At 49.0% G+C, this 16892-nt stretch carries 13 protein-coding genes; 4 read left to right on the top strand and 9 right to left on the bottom strand.

The window, feature by feature from the left end; translation table 11 throughout:
• Positions 1-666 precede the first annotated feature (666 nt).
• Positions 667-1110 (bottom strand): PaaI family thioesterase, encoded by a 444-nt coding sequence (locus BUF15_RS03280; RefSeq protein ID WP_073612020.1) that lies wholly within the window; start codon positions 1108-1110, stop codon positions 667-669.
• A 55-nt stretch (positions 1111-1165) separates the two neighbouring features.
• Positions 1166-1960, bottom strand: coding sequence for a sulfite exporter TauE/SafE family protein (locus BUF15_RS03275; RefSeq protein ID WP_084553431.1), 795 nt, complete (start codon positions 1958-1960; stop codon positions 1166-1168).
• A gap of 251 nt (positions 1961-2211) precedes the next feature.
• Between BUF15_RS03275 and BUF15_RS03270 the strand changes: the two genes are divergently transcribed.
• The 4 genes from BUF15_RS03270 (at position 2212) to BUF15_RS03255 (ending at position 6802) form a co-directional block, all read left to right on the top strand.
• Positions 2212-4422, top strand: coding sequence for a molybdopterin-containing oxidoreductase family protein (locus tag BUF15_RS03270; protein WP_073612018.1), 2211 nt, complete (start codon positions 2212-2214; stop codon positions 4420-4422).
• Positions 4419-4931, top strand: a complete 513-nt coding sequence (locus BUF15_RS03265) for a 4Fe-4S dicluster domain-containing protein (protein ID WP_234981087.1) — start codon at positions 4419-4421, stop codon at positions 4929-4931. Before BUF15_RS03270 ends, BUF15_RS03265 begins: the two co-directional genes overlap by 4 nt.
• A gap of 6 nt (positions 4932-4937) precedes the next feature.
• Positions 4938-5735, top strand: coding sequence for an arylamine N-acetyltransferase family protein (locus tag BUF15_RS03260; protein ID WP_073612080.1), 798 nt, complete (start codon positions 4938-4940; stop codon positions 5733-5735).
• Positions 5736-6127: 392 nt separating this feature from the next.
• Positions 6128-6802, top strand: a complete 675-nt coding sequence (locus BUF15_RS03255) for a FadR/GntR family transcriptional regulator (RefSeq protein WP_159441211.1) — start codon at positions 6128-6130, stop codon at positions 6800-6802.
• Positions 6803-7130: 328 nt separating this feature from the next.
• Here the strand turns inward: BUF15_RS03255 and BUF15_RS03250 are convergent, their stop codons facing one another.
• From BUF15_RS03250 to dctP, 7 genes are all read right to left on the bottom strand, one after another.
• Positions 7131-8300, bottom strand: coding sequence for an MBL fold metallo-hydrolase (locus BUF15_RS03250; RefSeq protein WP_073612015.1), 1170 nt, complete (start codon positions 8298-8300; stop codon positions 7131-7133).
• A gap of 118 nt (positions 8301-8418) precedes the next feature.
• On the bottom strand, positions 8419-10269 hold the full coding sequence (locus BUF15_RS03245; protein WP_073612014.1) for an MBL fold metallo-hydrolase: 1851 nt from the start codon (positions 10267-10269) through the stop codon (positions 8419-8421).
• A 54-nt stretch (positions 10270-10323) separates the two neighbouring features.
• Positions 10324-10611 carry a hypothetical protein gene (locus tag BUF15_RS03240; protein WP_143170620.1) on the bottom strand — a complete coding sequence of 96 codons (288 nt, stop codon included), beginning with the start codon at positions 10609-10611 and terminating at the stop codon, positions 10324-10326.
• Between the two features lie 216 nt (positions 10612-10827).
• Complete coding sequence (locus tag BUF15_RS03235; RefSeq protein WP_084553425.1) at positions 10828-13770, bottom strand: FAD-binding and (Fe-S)-binding domain-containing protein; 2943 nt, start codon at positions 13768-13770, stop codon at positions 10828-10830.
• Between the two features lie 112 nt (positions 13771-13882).
• Positions 13883-15154, bottom strand: a complete 1272-nt coding sequence (locus BUF15_RS03230; RefSeq protein ID WP_073612012.1) for a TRAP transporter large permease — start codon at positions 15152-15154, stop codon at positions 13883-13885.
• Positions 15154-15663 (bottom strand): TRAP transporter small permease, encoded by a 510-nt coding sequence (locus BUF15_RS03225; RefSeq protein ID WP_073612011.1) that lies wholly within the window; start codon positions 15661-15663, stop codon positions 15154-15156. The genes BUF15_RS03230 and BUF15_RS03225 overlap by 1 nt, the downstream gene beginning before the upstream one ends.
• Positions 15664-15742: 79 nt before the next feature.
• Positions 15743-16780, bottom strand: a complete 1038-nt coding sequence (gene dctP, locus BUF15_RS03220) for a TRAP transporter substrate-binding protein DctP (RefSeq protein WP_073612010.1) — start codon at positions 16778-16780, stop codon at positions 15743-15745.
• Positions 16781-16892: the final 112 nt, after the last annotated feature.

Below are 16892 nucleotides of genomic sequence, written 5' to 3'. Positions count from 1 at the left end.
CGTAATGCTTGGAAAAGTGACGTCATTGGGGTTTTGCCCCAGAAAATGTCAGGCATAATGTTCAAACAACGGGCACGGATCAATGGCAAGAGCATTGCCTCTGTTTTCGGCGTCGGTACGTTCATATGTGCTTTTGTGATTGTAAGTGTTAAGTACAACGGTAAAAAACACGTGATTGGCTGGGTCAATTTTCCTGGATTAGCAGGGAATGGGTCGGAGAGGAAATGGGGACTTTCTTTCAGAAAATGATCAGTGCGTCTCCGACTTGAGGGGTGATCTGTAGTGAGTTGAGAAATTCGCACCAGGATAACTTGAGGAAAAATTGAACCCCATAAGAGACGGAGAAAATTGCTCCATGCAGTGACAGTCATCCTGTAGCCTTTTGGATTCATTTCTTCCTCATTTTCACGTCACTTTTGCTGTAGCCAAGGTGACTGTGATCAACTGTTTGCTACAGAAGATTTTGGCGCTCAATTTATATGTAATCTTGCATGCAATTTATGTTTTGTCAATAACATTTATTTAAAAGCGCCATCAATAACACTAATAAAAGCTCAGGCCCCGGTGAATTGTATTTGTCTGTGACATCGGCAAGAAGATCACTCGTGGTTCATTGAAATGTTAGTTGAGAAGAGAGCATTTTTGGGTAGTCATTACCTCTCTTCTTCAATTCTTCAGCTGGACCAGTATCATTTTGCCGGTGGCACAAAGGGTCTCTCCGGCGAAAAGCTGAAGAGCTACTGTTACTTTGCGGTTTTTAATTTCGGTCGCTTTCCCGCGGATTTCAAGTTCGATCCCGATTGGAGTTGGTTTCACGAAATCGACGTTAAGAGAAGCGGTGACAAACCGCGAGATGGGCTCCCCACTTTCTCTCGATTTTGCGGCAGCAGCGGTGGCGGCACCATGACAATCGATGAGCGAGGCGATCATTCCGCCATAAAGAAATCCTGGTACTCCCCCGGTATAATGAGATTTTGGAGTGTGGCGGCAGATGCACTCATCGCCTTGCCAATGGCTTTTCAGCTGCAGCCCGTGCTGATTATTTCGCCCACAACCGAAGCAGTTGGCAAACTCTTCCGCATAAAGATCCTGTATGGCAGTATCACACATGTTATTCCTCTGTAAAGAATGTTGATCACCTGGAAATTCGTTTTTAAATCAGTTGTTATTTCAATATGCTGACAATGTCGATCCCAAATAACAGTTGGACACCCGTCAAAAACAGTAGGCCGTAGATCAGCCGGTTGAACCACTTGTCACTGCATCGTTGATTGAGCAAGAAGCCAAGTTTTACTCCGAGAAAAGATACCGGCAGAAGTATCAGCACGACGGTCATATTGCCGACATGCAGCAGATTAAGCTGGGCGTAGGGGATCAGCTTGACGAGGTTAGTGATGGTAAAGAAATAGATCGTGGTGCCAACATAAATATCCCGTGGCAGGTTTTGCGGCAGGAGATAAACCAAGGCCGGTGGGCTGCCCACGTGGGCAAGCGTTGATGTAAAGCCAGAGAGTGTACCCCAGAAAAGCCCTTCACCGACATTCGGTTTGCGTTCTTTAATAACTCCAACAAGTCGTGCATGTCCGAGCTGGAAGGAGACAAAGGCCAAGGCAAGTAACCCGATGCCGATTTTCAGAATTCGTTCGTTGCCCCGGAAATAGCCGAAGAAGAACCAGCCGATGGCAATACCTGCGACGGCACCTGGAATCATAACCATCAAGTTGTGTCGGTCGAAACGTGCGCGATACTGTCGGATTGCCATGAAATCAGAGATGATGAGGATCGGCAACAGCAGGGCGGCTGCCTCGGCGGTAGGAATCGTCAGTGCCATGAGAGGGGTGGCGATAACTCCGACTCCCGCGCCAAAACCTGCCTTGGATATGCCAATGAGGATGACAGATGCAAGGGCACTTATCCAGAAGGCTATAGGGTATTGCGAAAAAATTTCATACATAGGCATATAATGCACTTAAGCATCCAATGACTTCTCATTTTGTCAGGAGTAATATGGAGCGGCTACTCGTACTGGCCTGTGACTGCTACTATGAGCGCTTTTTCCTCTTGACGGGTGGCAGCATGCTGAGAGGACTTCAGCTGGAATAGGTTGCTCAGTCAATTAATGTATCCTATATTACATGTAAAGCCCATGGCAAATTACTTGTCGGTAAGAATATCTACGATTTCAGAGAGTTTTTCTCAAAAAGGAAAGCTATGAATTTTCAACAAGCACAAACAATCGCTCAGTTAAACGGCGAAGAGGCCATCCCTACGGTATGTGGCATGTGCGGTCCTGGTGGACCGGGAGGGGGATGCGGCATATATGCATTTGTCAGAAATGGCGTGTTTACCAGGGTCGCCGGAATGGACGAATGTCCCGTAAATAAGGGGGCCATTTGTGCCAAGGGCCATGCGGCCCCGCAATGGGTGTATTCTGCGGATCGACTCAAATATCCACTCAGGCGTGTCGGGAAAAAAGGTGAAGGCAAATTTGAACGGGTGAGCTGGGAGGTTGCCATCACCCACATTGCCGAGGTACTCACAGAGCAGAAAGCGCTCCATGGTGCAAAATCACTGGCCATTTTAACCCCGGCAAAGCGCGCCTACAGTGCATACCTGCAACGTTTTCTTACAGCCCATGGAAGCCCCAACTATGGTCACAGCGGTATCTGTGCCATGCAGCGAGCATTTGCCTTTCTCTATACACTGGGGGACTACCCCCGCCCTGACTACAACAATGCCGACCTGATCATCTATTGGGGGCGCCAACCTATCTATGCTGGTCCCGTCGCCCCACCTGCCAGGGCTTTTCTGGCCGCCAAGAAACGGGGAGCCAAAATCGTAGCCATCAAACCATCGGTGGAGCCAGATGTCGGCATGGCCGATATCTGGCTGCCGGTTCGACCGGGGACGGACGCTGCTCTTGCCCTCGCTATGCTGCACGTCGTTATTCGAGAAAACCTGATTGATCATGAATTTGTTGAGAAATGGTGCTACGGGTTCAATCAGCTCCGTGATCATGTACTGCAGTTTACGCCAGAGTGGGCGGAATCTGTCTGTGGTGTACCGGTTTTTCAGATTGAAGAGCTGGCCAGACTTTACGCGACGACGCCACGGGCGACAATCGACCTCGGCAATGGTGTAGAACACGCACCTTCAGCCAATGACGCCATCCGGGCGATTGGTATTCTCATGGCGATAACAGGGCATCTCGATCGGAAAGGGGCCAATATTTTTATCAAACCGCCTGCGAATGCACCCAAAGACATCACTTTGCGCGACCGGTATGACCGGGATCTGGTGGAAGCCCTTGTTGGACCGGAGTTTCCTCCAGCGTTTCAACCGTTCCTCGAGGGCCCATCATCGGCCTACTATCGCATATTGGAGAGCGTGCTTACGGAAAAACCCTATCCCATTCGTGGTATCATCGCTCCGGGGACCCAGCCTTTGGTCAGCACCAGAGGGACGAAAACAGTGCTGGCTGCCCTGGAAAAACTTGAGTTCTTTGTAATCGTCGATGTTGCCAGAACTGCCGAGATGGCCTATGCGGATATCGTTTTGCCGGTTGCCACCTGTTACGAGACGGATCATCCCTACCATAACGTACCTGGCTGGTTGATGGCGCCAAATCGAGTTATCGAACCTCTGGGGCCGTATAAATCGACGTTTGAATTCTTTCTGGATCTCGGCAAGGCCATGGGCTATGGCAATGACTTCTGGAGTGGAGACATCGCTGCGGCCATGGATGACCAGCTTATGCCTCTGGGGCTTGATATGGCGCAATTACGGCAGCATCCCACCGGCATCGTCAAGCAGCCTCCTCCCCAGGATTATGAAAAATACCAGACGGTGTTCAATCGCAGGAGTCCAAGGTTGGGTAATCCTCCGTTCCTGCCCCAGGGTAAGGTTGCCCTGTATAACAACAGTTTTGAACAGGAAGGATTCAGCCCCTTGCCGGAATGGCGAGAACCGCCGGAGAGTCTGAGCGGCACCCCGGAGCTGGCGGGAGAATACCCGTTGATTCTCTCTGACTATCATACTTCAAGGAACTACAGCGCCTCATGGCAGCGAAATATCCCACATTTGCGTGAAATACAGCCGGTGCCCGTGCTGCATATTCATCCGGAGGCGGCATCGGCACGGGAAATTAGTGAACACGACTGGGTTCGGGTCAGCTCTCCGTATGGGTGGATGAAAGTGCAGGCCGAACTCTACCCCGGTATTCGCCCCGATACGGTAATGATTCTCCACGGCTGGTGGCAGGGCTGCAGTGAACTCGGCATTGAAGATTATCCCATTGCTGATGGTGGAGCCAATGTTAACCTGATGTACAGTGTGGACCCTGAAAAAGCCTATGATCCCCTGGTCACCGCCATGACCAGTCAGACATTGGTCGAGGTGACAAAATGGAGGGAGCTGCAATGAACACGACTGGTAATGAACATTACATCTCTTTTCAACCGGAAAACTGTACCCAGTGCCATGGTTGTGAAATCGCCTGTAAAGCCTGGCGGGAGTTGGAGTATGGGGTGCAGTATCGTCGAGTACGCAATCTCTGGCGGGGGGATTACCCTGAGATACGCAGTTTTACTTTGTCTCTTGCCTGTCTGCATTGTGTCGAACCAGCTTGTGCGGCCGTATGTCCTTCCGAGGCGATAACCAAAGAGGCTGAGGGTGGGGTAGTCACGGTGGATGAAGCGTTGTGCACTGGCTGTAAACTCTGTGCTGAGGCGTGCCCGTTTGGAGTGCCGCAGTTTGGAGAGGAAGGAGTCATGCAGAAATGCGACCTATGTCATTCGCACCAGCCAGCCGATTGTGACCCACCTTGTGTCGATACCTGTCCCGGTAAGGCTCTGGTATTTGTCAAGGAAGGTGCATCCGAAAAACGCAATGCTGAACAACGTCTCGTGCGGCTCATATCATCGGCGGAGTAGGTGCTTGTGGATACTTGTTCATTTGACAGAGAGAGCTACCTGAAGCGTATAGGTCATTCCGGTGATGTGAAAGTCTCAGAGGAGGGTCTTGAAACATTACAGCGCGGCCAACTGTTTCATATCCCATTTGAGAATTTTGACGTCTTGCTTAAAGGGAGTATTTCTCTTGAACCGGATGGCCTTTTTGACAAGATTGTCCGCAGAGGGCGTGGCGGGTATTGCTTCGAGTTAAACGGCCTCTTTCTCGCCGCCCTCAAGTGTTTCGGGTTTGAGGCACGCCCGTTATTGGCCAGGGTGCACCGGAGCGGGCCTCCAATGGGACGCGGCCATCAGATTTCACTTATCTCAATTCAGGGCAGACAGTGGATTGCCGATGTCGGGTTTGGTGTTCCATTTCCCCCTTGTCCGCTTCCACTGGAGTGTAATCGTCTTGTCCAGTTTAATGGCCAGTCATTTCGCCTCACTGACGCTGGTCCTTTTGGGATAATGCTGCAGCACCTGAAAGAAGCTGAGTGGCAGAATCTCTACAGTTTTGATCTGGGACATGTTTGTGCCGGTGATATTATTTATGGCAACCACTATGCCGCAACTCATCCGGCTTCTGTTTTTACCTCGAATCGGGTGGCAGCGCGGCCAACGTCGGATGGAGATGTTTCCCTGTTTAACAGGACACTCAGGCAACGGACCTCCAAAGGTGAACATATCCGCGAACTCGTTGATGGCCCCTCATACCTAGATACGTTGAGAACGCATTTTGACATTACACTTGATGTGTCCTATGAACGTCTTCCTCCAATGGAGTGAAAGAAAGCGTCCTGCCCCAGCATGATCAAAACACCTTATTGGGCAGCCAGGTGGCCATTTCAGGCCAGACCACCTGGTCAAAACTGTTCATACGTAGTCTATTCTAAACTACTCTATTTTCGACAATACATCAAAATATCATCCTAAAGAGATTAACTTTCATCAAGGAATTGGTATGTTGGTTTCGAAGCAAATGAAAATGTTTGCAGAAAATGTACCTCGAACAGGGAAATTCTGTTACCGACGGCGACCTGCTTCTAGCTCTTTTGAAGAGTCGCCTTATATAAAAAGGTTTTATCAATAAGGTTAGCCACCTTCAGCGGTGCTACTGGATCAATATGGTACAACAGCTACGAAATGTCGGTCGGCCTCAGAATCTGTATATAGAGGCCATGAACTCCATAAAGGATGCAATTTTTCGGGGTGATTTCAGTCCTGGTCAGTCGCTGCCAAGTGAAAAAGAGTTGTCGCTCCAATTAGGTGTAAGCCGACCGGTCCTGCGCGAAGCGCTGCGGGTCTTGCAGATCCAGGGTTTTCTTGATGTCCGCCGTGGCAGTCGCGGCGGTACCTATGTCACTGATCTGAGTAATATTTCGATCAGGGATAACCTGGAAGACTTGCTTAGGATTGGCAAACTCTCAATGGCCGATTTGACCCAGGCCCGTTTTCTCCTCGAGCCGGAAGTTTTCCGTCTGGCAGCGCAAAATGCCACAGAAGAACAGCTGCAAGAAATGGAAGAGGTGGTCCATGATGCGACTGTGACTAAAGATCAGAAGCTCAAAATCAAGCTCCACTCCGACTTTCACCGTCTTGTGGCAAAAGCTTCCGGCAGCCCGATCTATCTTCGTTTCATGCAGATCATTTTCGATTTCATGGAAGTTTTCGCGATTAATATTCAACCAGAATATTTTCAGGCTCACGATGACCAGGACCACGAAGAGATTTTTGCAGCTTTGAAAAGTCGCGACTCCAACCTGGCAGCAACGCTTGCCAAAAAGCATGCGGAAAAGATCACTGGAGTAATGATAAAGCTGGAAAAGCAGTGGTTGAAGAGTCTGGAGTCTTAAGAATTGGAGATACGGTCAACCATGTCGATACTTCGGAAGCCGCAAGTGCGAAGCCTGCAATACAATGGGGTGGGTTGCAATATTGGCAGTCAAACATTCTGCTATGAGTACCACGCTCATTGGGAAACTCCGACTGGTTCTTCTTTACCCTTTAACGGCTGATTCAGAGGCTTTGCTTCGAAGGGTGTGACTCAGCCAGGCTGTGTCACACCCATCGCTTTTCCTCCATCATTGTCAACGTGTCAGGTCACGTCTTTGCGTATCAAGCAAAGGTTTGGGCGTCCGGGGCCCGATTTCTTCGATATTGCCCTTTGTGCCTTCCCCCTTCTTATGGCAATGGCAAACAGTTACCATCAGCATCCAATCCGTTTAAACACGCAAGCCCAGTATTACTTATCCCGGCTGCCTCGCGCATATACCGTACATATGCACACTGATCCATGATTTCGAAGTAGCGTCTGGCACCCTCTTTCCCAATCAGAAATGGATTGCGTTGACATTCTTGATTTTGCCAGCCACCATGACCTTTCCACTTATTCTTGTTGCCACTTCTGTCGTTACATTCTCGAATTAACGCCATACGATCAAGCGATCCATCCACAAATGGATGACTACTTATTGCAATATCCGGCTCTAAATTATCCAGATAAGTAAACCACTTCTCCATAGAAGCCAGATAAACCTCTATATTTGCCAGTGGGCTGTTAATGCCTGTATTTCCATAGGTCGCCCACAGGTGCTGTTTTCCCTTGATTTTGACAGGGATGAAATAGGATAGTCCTCCTCCACCAACGCTTCGTGGGGTATTAACCATCGTAACCGTCGTATCTCCCAAGGTCAGCGTTTGTCCGTCTGTTGGGACAATGACATCGTCATGGTCAATTGATGTCTGGTCGCTCTTGGCCCATTCCGGCCCACTCAGGACTATCTTTGTGCCGTATGTTTCGTTGAAATACTTGACCCCGCCAGCGTGATCACCACCACCTCTACCTATGCTTCCATGTGTAATCATGATGTATTTAACCTGCGCGGGATCCAAGCCGAGTTTCTCCATGTTGGGCAGAAGGATCTCTTCAACGCCATAGTCATAAGACGAGTCGAGCATGATGTACCCGTCTCCGGTATCGATTAACCAGCCACCAACCTCCATGCCTCCCACATAATACACATTGTCAAACACCTGTGTGGGTACGGCAGGCACCTCTTTCCACGCGGGAGGGGCTCCAGTAAATGATCCATTAAATCCAGGAGGTCCTACTATGGTGTAAGTATCGTCAATATCATTACACTGCAGACGCTGGGTTGTAAGAAAATACGGATCATCTCCCGCTAGATCACGCGCTATATCCATCTGTTCCATAACCACCGGCGTGTCCATCAACTTGTTAGGGCCCTGGCGTAGCCAGATTTTGGCAGGATCCTGGGCCACCGCCGGCATCGAAATTCCCCAGCTCAGACAAAGAGAGACAGCCAAAAAATTCAAGACTTTTCTTTTCATTTTTTTCTCCCAATAAAATATTTTTGCAACCTCGTTTTCCTCCCTTCCTGAAAAGGGAGGAAAACGACTTCTTTATCAAAAGGCGCTCGCTGTAACTATCCAAGAGGTTGAATTATCGTTATTCAACCTCAGCGATTTTCTGAGATACCGCGTAGTCGAGACAATCAAAGAAGAATTGTACGCTCTCCTCGCCATAGATAAACGCGTCCGAGGAACCGGTTTCACGGACCTTGTCAAGTTTCAGTAGTGACTGGTCAACAAACGGATGGACACTGAACTCAACATCTACATTTCTTTCTGCAATAAAGTCAGAGAAGTACGCTACGGAATTTTTATAATTCAGCATTCCTGCGATATCTTTTGGGTAGTTGGTGCCGCCCCAGTTGGCGAGCTTATGTTCGCTGCCATCAAAGGCAGTGACAGGAACAACGAAGGACATGGAGCCAGGAGTATGACCTGGAGTTGCTGCAAATTCAAAAGTCAAGCCACCAAAAGTTACTACACCACCATCGGTGAGGTAACCGTCAATAACAGGAGGAGCTATGAGACCACCTGGACCTGGCATAGACATCATTCCTTTGTCCTCCGCAGAGATCATGACTTCTGCTCCATAGGTATCCTGGAGATACTTCGCACCACCAAAATGATCCCCGTGACCATGGGAAATCATGATAAGCTTAATGTCGTTGGGGTCGAGACCAAGGGTTGCCATATCCTCTTCGAAAAAGGCTGTATCCCCAGTTACATCTTCGGGGAACAGCGCATCCCACATAATGATGCCATCTTCTGTTTTGAAAAGCAGACAGCCAACAAATGTCTTGCCGATATAATAGACGTTTTTAAAAATCTCCAATGGTTCAACATGGTCTCCAGGGATAGCAAGGGCAGTAATCGGTGGGGTGTAGATGATGTTAGGGACAAAAAGTATATCCGCACCATAACCAAACGTCTCGTATGTTTCTGCTCGTGGGTCCCAGTTCGGATCAGCTGTAAACTTGGTTATATTTTGATTCACCTGTGCTTTAAGAGCAGACATGAAAAACTGCACACCATCGGTACCGCGTACCATTGGATCAGACTGACCGTATTCACGAATTTGCGATATCTTTAAGGTCGAGTAATCGACAAACGGGTGCATGCTCAACTCTACATCGGCGCCTTTTTCTTCACAGAAAGCGGCAAATTTCTCGACAGAGTCACGATAGGTATAACTGGCTTCCAGTGATCCTGGCATGCCTGTGCCACCCCAGTTGACTAAAACATGCTCGCTACCGTCGAATGCAGTAACCGGTACGGCAAAAGACATGGAACCTGCTGTGTGGCCTGGAGTGGCAATAATATCAAATACCACGTCCGCGCGGTTTCCTTGGTTGCCATTGCTATGCCCATTCTTATTGCCCTTAGTGAAACCCTTCTTCTGGCCAAGATTACCTTTCAAGGAAATTTTGTGACCATCCTTCAAGTATTTATCGATAATAGGGTGCTGAGTGGGATTGCCATTCCGGTCCCATTTCATCAGTTCTTCGTCAGCCTGGGCCATATAGACTTTTGCCCCATATGTATCCTGAATATACTTCGCGCCGCCATAATGATCGCCATGCCCATGAGAGATCATAACGAGTTTGATGTCGGCTGGGTCCAAACCAAGCGCTGCCATATCAGGCTCAAGGATGTTGATCATATCGTCTGTGTTATTCATTGCGTCCCACATGACGATGCCGTCTTTGGTGTTGTACAGCATACATCCAACAGAGGTGGTGCCTATGAAATAGACATCCTTAAAAATTTCTGTGGGTTCAACGTGGACGGCAGGAATACGCGCTCCGGCAGGCAAAAAAACAGCTTCTGGGATGTTCAATCCACCACTGTTATACGGGGACGGTTCTTCAGCAAAAGAACTTCCGCCCAAGCAGACCATTGTATAAAGCATGCAGCAGGTGGCAATTCTGAAGATAAAATTGTTCATCATGTCAACCTCTTTGAGTTTTCTATTCATAAAAAAGATTTTAACTGTAACCAGCTTTCACCATTGTCTTTTTTGATCGCCTTCCTCCTTTTGCAATTGAAATTTGAGATAAAACCCGCAAAAGCGCATTTTCCACAGTGTTACTGCCCATTCAATACGCCTTACGGTGCCACAGCAAAAACCTTTGAATCCTTCAAGCGTTTCTCCTGACATAAGAAACGCTGGATCAGGCATGGGTGTGTTTGAAAGAACTATCATGCCCTTGCATAATTCATTGCCCTGACCGATTCTTCCTGAAGACCACACAATATGAGTGGATAGGGCCTTACGTATTGGAGTGGTCATGGTTTCGGATTGGTGTCCGTAACTCAAGAACCTACGAGGACCGACTGTCCGACCTTGCAGGTCTCCGCATTGCTGGAGACGTTGCTATTTCATGAGGCGTTCAAGAAAAAGCTATATATTTCAGATAAATGTGATTACTTTGGAATTGGGCGCAATGTTCCGTTACGTGGAAGGCTCGAATAACCCCACTGTCAACATTTTTTTCTCTGTCTATTTTCAGGTCAATGCTTCGGCAAGAACCTCAATGGGATGTAATGGTCGGCGACCCGTACCGTCCTTGATCTGTTCCCGACAGGACGTTCCTGCAGCCACGATGATCGTCTCGTCTCCTGCAGCTCGCACAGCCGGGAAGAGAACCTGTTCGCCGATGGCCATCGACACCTCGTAATGCTCCTTTTCGTAGCCGAAGGATCCGGCCATTCCACAACAGCCGCTGGGGATCTCCTCGACCGTGCCTCCTGGGATAAGTCCCAGCATCGCTACAACGTTCGCCGCGGTGCCCATCGATTTCTGATAGCAATGGCTATGAACCAGGATTTTACGGCCCTTATCTTTTTCACCAAGAGCTGCACGCAGCACCTCAATATTTTCCGGCTGGGTAACAAACTCTTCAAAGAATACGCTGGCATTTGCCACCAGACGTGCGTCTTCACTTCGTATCAAATCCGGGTATTCGTCACGGAAGCAAGCGATACAGCTCGGCTCAACTCCAATGATAGGTGTCCCCCGGCTTGCGTGCTTGACAAGTAGGGCGATATTGTGACGGGCCAGTTTTGCAGCGTCTTCGAGGAGCCCTTTGGAAATCATCGGCCGGCCACAGCAACTGCGTCCGTCCTGACATAAGACCTGATATCCCATCGCCGCCAGAATCTTGACGGCTGCTCGGCCCAGTTCCGGCCGGTTGTACGTGAGATAGCAGTCATCCCAGAGCAGAACCGGGCCACGTGATGCCTCAGCTTGCTTGAACTCGCTCCTGTACCAATGGTCGAAGGTTGGGGATGCAATTGACGGCAGTTCGCGACGCTCATCAAAGCCGATCGTGCGGTCGAGCAGTTTCTTAAAGCTCCTATTTTTATAGAGGCGATTGGCAAGCAACGGCATCTTGGCGGCCAGTCGGGATGAATCCGCCATATGGCCGACTATTCTGCTACGTAGGGGAATTCCATGCTGTTTTTGGTAAATGGCGAGAAACTCATACTTGAGCTTTGCCATATCGACACGGGTTGAACACCCGTTGCGACAAGCTTTGCAGGCCAGGCAGAGGTCCAGAGCCTCGTATACTTCAGGCGAGGTGAGTCCCTCGGGACCAAGTAGCCCGGTCATTGCCGCTCGCAGGATATTGGCCCGGCCACGGGTGGTGTCCTTTTCGTCATGGGTTACCCTGAAAGAAGGACACATTGTTCCAGATACCTGGGATCTGCAGATTCCCTGGCCATTGCACATCTCAACCAGGCCGGCAAAACCGCCATAGTGTGAAAAATCAAGATGTGTCTGTTTTGGAGCATAGGGAGTGCGGTAGCCCGGGGAATATTTCAGCCAACCGGTATCCCAGGGGGCAATGACGTCTCCAACCACCTTGCCGGGGTTGAGAAGACCGGCAGGGTCGAAAATCTCTTTAACTTCAACGAATGCCTGATGCAGACGAGATCCGTACAATTGCTTGTTAAAATAACTGCGGGCCAGCCCCTCGCCGTGTTCACCTGTGGTAGAGCCGCCATGGGCAATGGCAATGGTCATGATCTCCTTGCAGAGGAGTTCCATGGTCCGCAATCCCTCCGGGGTCCGCAGATTTATGTCGAGCCCCATATGCAGACAGCCGGCCGAGGCATGGGCATCAAAGTTGATCTGCATACCGAATTTACGGCCTGCTTTGACCACATCCTCGGTATAGCCGGTCATCTCCTCGACAGGAACGCTGGCATCGTCGATCACCCAGACCCTTTTGTCGTCGCCGGGTTTACTCATGATCAGTCCGAAAATCGCCTTGCGAATCCCCCAGACTCGAGCAATTTCCTCGCTTGTGTTCGCGTGGCTGACATAGTCAGTGAAACCAACATTCCTTAGCTCAACTTCCAGTTGTTCGATTCGTTCGGCCAGTTCAACCTCGTCTGCGCCAGCTACTTCGATAATGAGAATTGCCCCAGGTTGGCCTTCAACGAACATGCGCAGTCGCGACCCTATCACAGGGTGGTCGCCGGCAAGTTTCAAGGTGGGGGCGGTCATCAGTTCCACTGCCGCCACCTGGTGTTTCAGAATCACCGGCACGGCTTGCAAGGCACTTTCAAGGTCGCGGAAATGAGGAATGACCAATCGAGCAAAACTGGGGCGTTCGACAAGACCAAGGCGCACCTTGGTGATTGTCGCCAATGTCCCCTCACTACCGACCACAAGCGGTGCCAGGTTGAGTGTTTTCTGCTCATCCAGCTGCTTTAACATCCGGTCGAGGCCGTAACCGGCAACATTACGCCAGGTCTTCGGGAAACCGGTACGTATATCTTCTTGGTATCGACTGATCAGCCTTGGAATCTTCAGGTACATTCGCCCTTCAAGGCTCTCTTTCTTCGCGAGAGTGTCCTGCTCATCCACGCTCTTCTCTTCAAGTCGGACCAGAGAACCGTCGGCCAGTACTACCTCCAGAGCCTGGATATGGTCGGCCATCATCCCATAAACGAAAGAGTGAGCACCGGTGGAGTTATTACCGGCCATGCCGCCGATGGTCGCGACGGCACTTGATGAAGGATCAGGCCCGACCATCAACCCATGTTTGGCCAGGGCGGCGTTGAGGACATCAAGCACCACGCCGGACTCAACTTCAGCCCATCTCGCCTCTGGACTGATGTGTATGATTTTGTTGAGATATTTGGAGTGATCGATAACCAGGCCTAGGCCGACCGTTTGCCCGGAAACGCTTGAGCCGCCACCTCGGGGAATAACCGGGATGCTGTACCGTCCGGCAATTTGCATTGCCATTTGGATATCCTCGACATGACGGGGGATAACGACCCCGACAGGTTCTTTGCGAAAATCTGAGGCGTCAGTGCTGTACAACTGACGACTCAGACTGTCGAACCTCACTTCACCTTCTACAGCTCCCCGCAGCTCCTCGATCATGGCCCTGATCTGTTTCTCACTCTTCGCGGCGTCAGCTTTTTCCGTCATGGTCGTCCCCTGTCTGGTGCAACCGTTGTTTGAGTTATTTGCTTTACATAAAAAAAATCAGAAGCTTAATTTTGTGATCGAGGAAGAAAAAAAGTAACTATATTGCAATTATTTACAGCACGCTTGGTAACCACAGTGAGATTGTGGGGATGTAGGTTACCATCATAAGCCCGACAATCAACAGGGCCAGGAACGGCATAACCGCCCGGCCAATCTGAGTCAGTGATTTGCCTGTTATTCCCATGGCGACAAACAGGTTGAGGCCGAAGGGAAAGGTAAGAAAGCCGAGTTCAATATTGACGATCATGATTATGCCATAATGTATCAGGTCGATATCAAATTTTTCCAAAGCTATCAGCAGGATCGGGGATATCACAATGATTGCGGAAACGATATCCATGACGCAGCCGATCAACAGCAGAAAGATATTGATAATGAAAAGAAATACATATTTATTCTGGATGTGTGTCGTTAGAAAATCCGCGGCAATTTGAGGTATCGTCTCACGAGTCAGGAGCCAGATAAAGGTCATTGCACAGGCGATAATGAAAAGCAGTGCTGAAGAAAGAATCACAGAATCCCTTAGGATTTTATTGAATTTCTTCAGGTCCATGTCCTTGTAGATGAAAAATTCAACAAGCAAGGCATAGATAACAGAGACAGCAGCGGCTTCGGTCGGAGTGAAAACTCCAGAATAGATGCCTCCCAGAACCAGGACAGGCATAGCGCATCCCCATGAGGCATCCAACAATATTGCCCACCTCTCACCTTTAGCATACGTTCTCCCTGCACCCCAACCATGCTTTTTGGAGAGTATAACGGAGTAAACAATCAACAGTCCTCCGATAAGAAGGCCGGGCATAAATCCTGCCATGAACATCTTGCCAACCGAGACATTCATGACCAAGGCATACAGGACCATAGGAATGGAAGGTGGAATCAGTATTCCCATCGACCCGGCGGAAGTGAGGAGTCCAATGCTGAAATCCTCATCATGACCATGCTTAATCAGTGCCGGGATCATGATCGAGCCAATCGCAATCACCGTGGCTGGGCTTGAACCTGATATTGCTGCAAAAAAAACACAGGCCAGGACAGACGAAATCGCCATTCCGCCGGGGACTCTCCCGACAACCAACTGCATGACATTGACGAGTTTTCTGGAGATTGAGCCTTGGGCCATAATGTTGCCGGCCAGAATAAAGAATGGAATGGCCAGCAGGATGAAGTTATCCATTCCATTGAAGAGTTGTTGCACCAGGGCCTGCAGGGGTATGCCCAGATAAAAAAACAGGGTCGCACCGGTAACCGCCAACATGATAATGGCGATTGGTGTAGAAATAACCAGAAGTATCACAAACAAACAGACCATAAATGTTAACATCAGTGTACCCCCTGGTCGTTTTGGTAGGGAGTATTCTGAACGAATCCGTTTACATGGATGACCGTTTTAACGAAAAATTGGATAGCTATTACAGCGGTAAAAATGCCTAATGGCAGGTAGGGGACATACATTGGAATTCCCAGTGATGGAGTCGTCGCTCCAAATCTATGCAATTTTTCAATCTGAATCCAGGCATAATAGCAGACGACAACCAGAGTCAGAGTAGACACGAGATTTGCCAACATTTTAAGGAGATGCTTGAAACGATTGGGCACATACTGCAGCAGTGCATCCATGCAGAAATGACTGCCATATCTGGCGCAGACCCCTGCACCAACAAAGGTGATGAGAATACACATATACCTTGAGCATTCATCTACCCAGTCATAAGCGATGCCAAGCGTATATCTCATGAACACCTGGATTGTGGCCACGGTTGCTATAAGAACCAGGGCATAGCCGATGAACAACTCTTCGTAAGTATACAATTTTTGGAGCAGCTTTTTCATGAAGGCATCCCGAGCTTAATCATTGTGATTGCCAATGGGACGAGAGATCTCGTCACCATTGGCAATTTCACACTTACGTTTATTGATATTGCTTAACTTTGTCTTGAATCATCTGCAGATAAGTCATTCCTGCGTATTTGCCGTATTCTGGCTTGTTAGGAATCTTGCCAACTTTTTCCTCGAATGTGGCATAGACAGGCTGAACAGCTTTATTCCATTCCGCTCTCTCCTCAGGAGTCAAATAGGTGACTTTGACTTTTCCCTCTGCTTTCAGCTTGTCGATTATCCCAGGCATCATTTTAGCGCTGCCTTCACGATTGACTTTGATGCTCAGCTCGGCAGCCTCGCGAAAAATCTGCTGCTGCTCAGGGGTAAAACTTTCCCAAAGATCTATGTTCACCATTTGAATTGTTTCCTGAAGCGAGTAATCAAGCTTCGTCGCGAAAGGACAGACTTCAGTAAATTTGACCATTACAGAAGTCATGAGTGGATTCTCCTGAGCATTAATTACACCCTGTTGCAATGCGTTATACACCTCTGGAAAAGGCATAGGCACAGGACTCGCTCCAAGTGTTTTCCACGTCTCGAGATAGACAGGTGATTCCATTACTCGTATTTTCATGCCCTTAACATCTTCAGGAAGGCGAACCTCACGGTCTATATTGGTGATGTCACGAAATTCGTTTTCCCCATAGCCAATCATAACAAGACCTTTTTGAGGGAAGGCATCTGCAAAGATTTTAAAGAACTCAGGATCGGCCAGGACTTTGTAGGCTACTTCTCTTGATGGCCAGAGGAAGGGGAGATCAAAAAGAGCGACTTCAGGTACAAAGTTTGACAAAACGGCGGTCGTGCAGTGCATCATGTCGAGGGTACCGCCCTGAACCTGTTCTGCCATGGAACGTTCCCCGCCGAGTGTACCCATAGGGAAGACATCAAGCTGAATCTCTCCATTGGTTTTTTCTTTGACATAATCAGCAAAAGCCTGTCCTGCTAATACCTCTGGGTGGCTTGGAGGTGCCACGACACCCAATTTTAATTTTCTTTCGGCAAACGAGACGCTACAGAAACTAAGAATGAGGGAAAGTACTGTGCAGCTGAATAAAAGTTTTTTCATCGTTATTCCTTCCTTTTAAAAAGTTTCCCGATACTATCGGAGTGTTGTTACTCCCCCAGCTGGTCTAATAAAATTAGGGATCGTCGAGATTCTAGGGTTTTTCAGTCTTCCT

It is taken from the genome of Desulfopila aestuarii DSM 18488 (genome assembly GCF_900143695.1).
GTDB classification, from domain to species: domain Bacteria; phylum Desulfobacterota; class Desulfobulbia; order Desulfobulbales; family Desulfocapsaceae; genus Desulfopila; species Desulfopila aestuarii.
This window is presented reverse-complemented; position numbering and strand designations above follow the sequence as displayed.

What these genes read in the sequence shown, in the direction of transcription:
- BUF15_RS03230 (WP_073612012.1), bottom strand. Translation starts at nt 15,154, where the DNA reads ATGTTAACATTTATGGTCTGTTTGTTTGTGATACTTCTGGTTATTTCT.
- BUF15_RS03275 (WP_084553431.1), bottom strand. Translation starts at nt 1,960, where the DNA reads ATGCCTATGTATGAAATTTTTTCGCAATACCCTATAGCCTTCTGGATA.
- BUF15_RS03280 (WP_073612020.1), bottom strand. Translation starts at nt 1,110, where the DNA reads ATGTGTGATACTGCCATACAGGATCTTTATGCGGAAGAGTTTGCCAAC.
- BUF15_RS03270 (WP_073612018.1), top strand. Translation starts at nt 2,212, where the DNA reads ATGAATTTTCAACAAGCACAAACAATCGCTCAGTTAAACGGCGAAGAG.
- BUF15_RS03225 (WP_073612011.1), bottom strand. Translation starts at nt 15,663, where the DNA reads ATGAAAAAGCTGCTCCAAAAATTGTATACTTACGAAGAGTTGTTCATC.
- BUF15_RS03255 (WP_159441211.1), top strand. Translation starts at nt 6,128, where the DNA reads ATGAACTCCATAAAGGATGCAATTTTTCGGGGTGATTTCAGTCCTGGT.
- dctP (WP_073612010.1), bottom strand. Translation starts at nt 16,780, where the DNA reads ATGAAAAAACTTTTATTCAGCTGCACAGTACTTTCCCTCATTCTTAGT.
- BUF15_RS03240 (WP_143170620.1), bottom strand. Translation starts at nt 10,611, where the DNA reads ATGACCACTCCAATACGTAAGGCCCTATCCACTCATATTGTGTGGTCT.
- BUF15_RS03245 (WP_073612014.1), bottom strand. Translation starts at nt 10,269, where the DNA reads ATGATGAACAATTTTATCTTCAGAATTGCCACCTGCTGCATGCTTTAT.
- BUF15_RS03265 (WP_234981087.1), top strand. Translation starts at nt 4,419, where the DNA reads ATGAACACGACTGGTAATGAACATTACATCTCTTTTCAACCGGAAAAC.
- BUF15_RS03250 (WP_073612015.1), bottom strand. Translation starts at nt 8,300, where the DNA reads ATGAAAAGAAAAGTCTTGAATTTTTTGGCTGTCTCTCTTTGTCTGAGC.
- BUF15_RS03235 (WP_084553425.1), bottom strand. Translation starts at nt 13,770, where the DNA reads ATGACGGAAAAAGCTGACGCCGCGAAGAGTGAGAAACAGATCAGGGCC.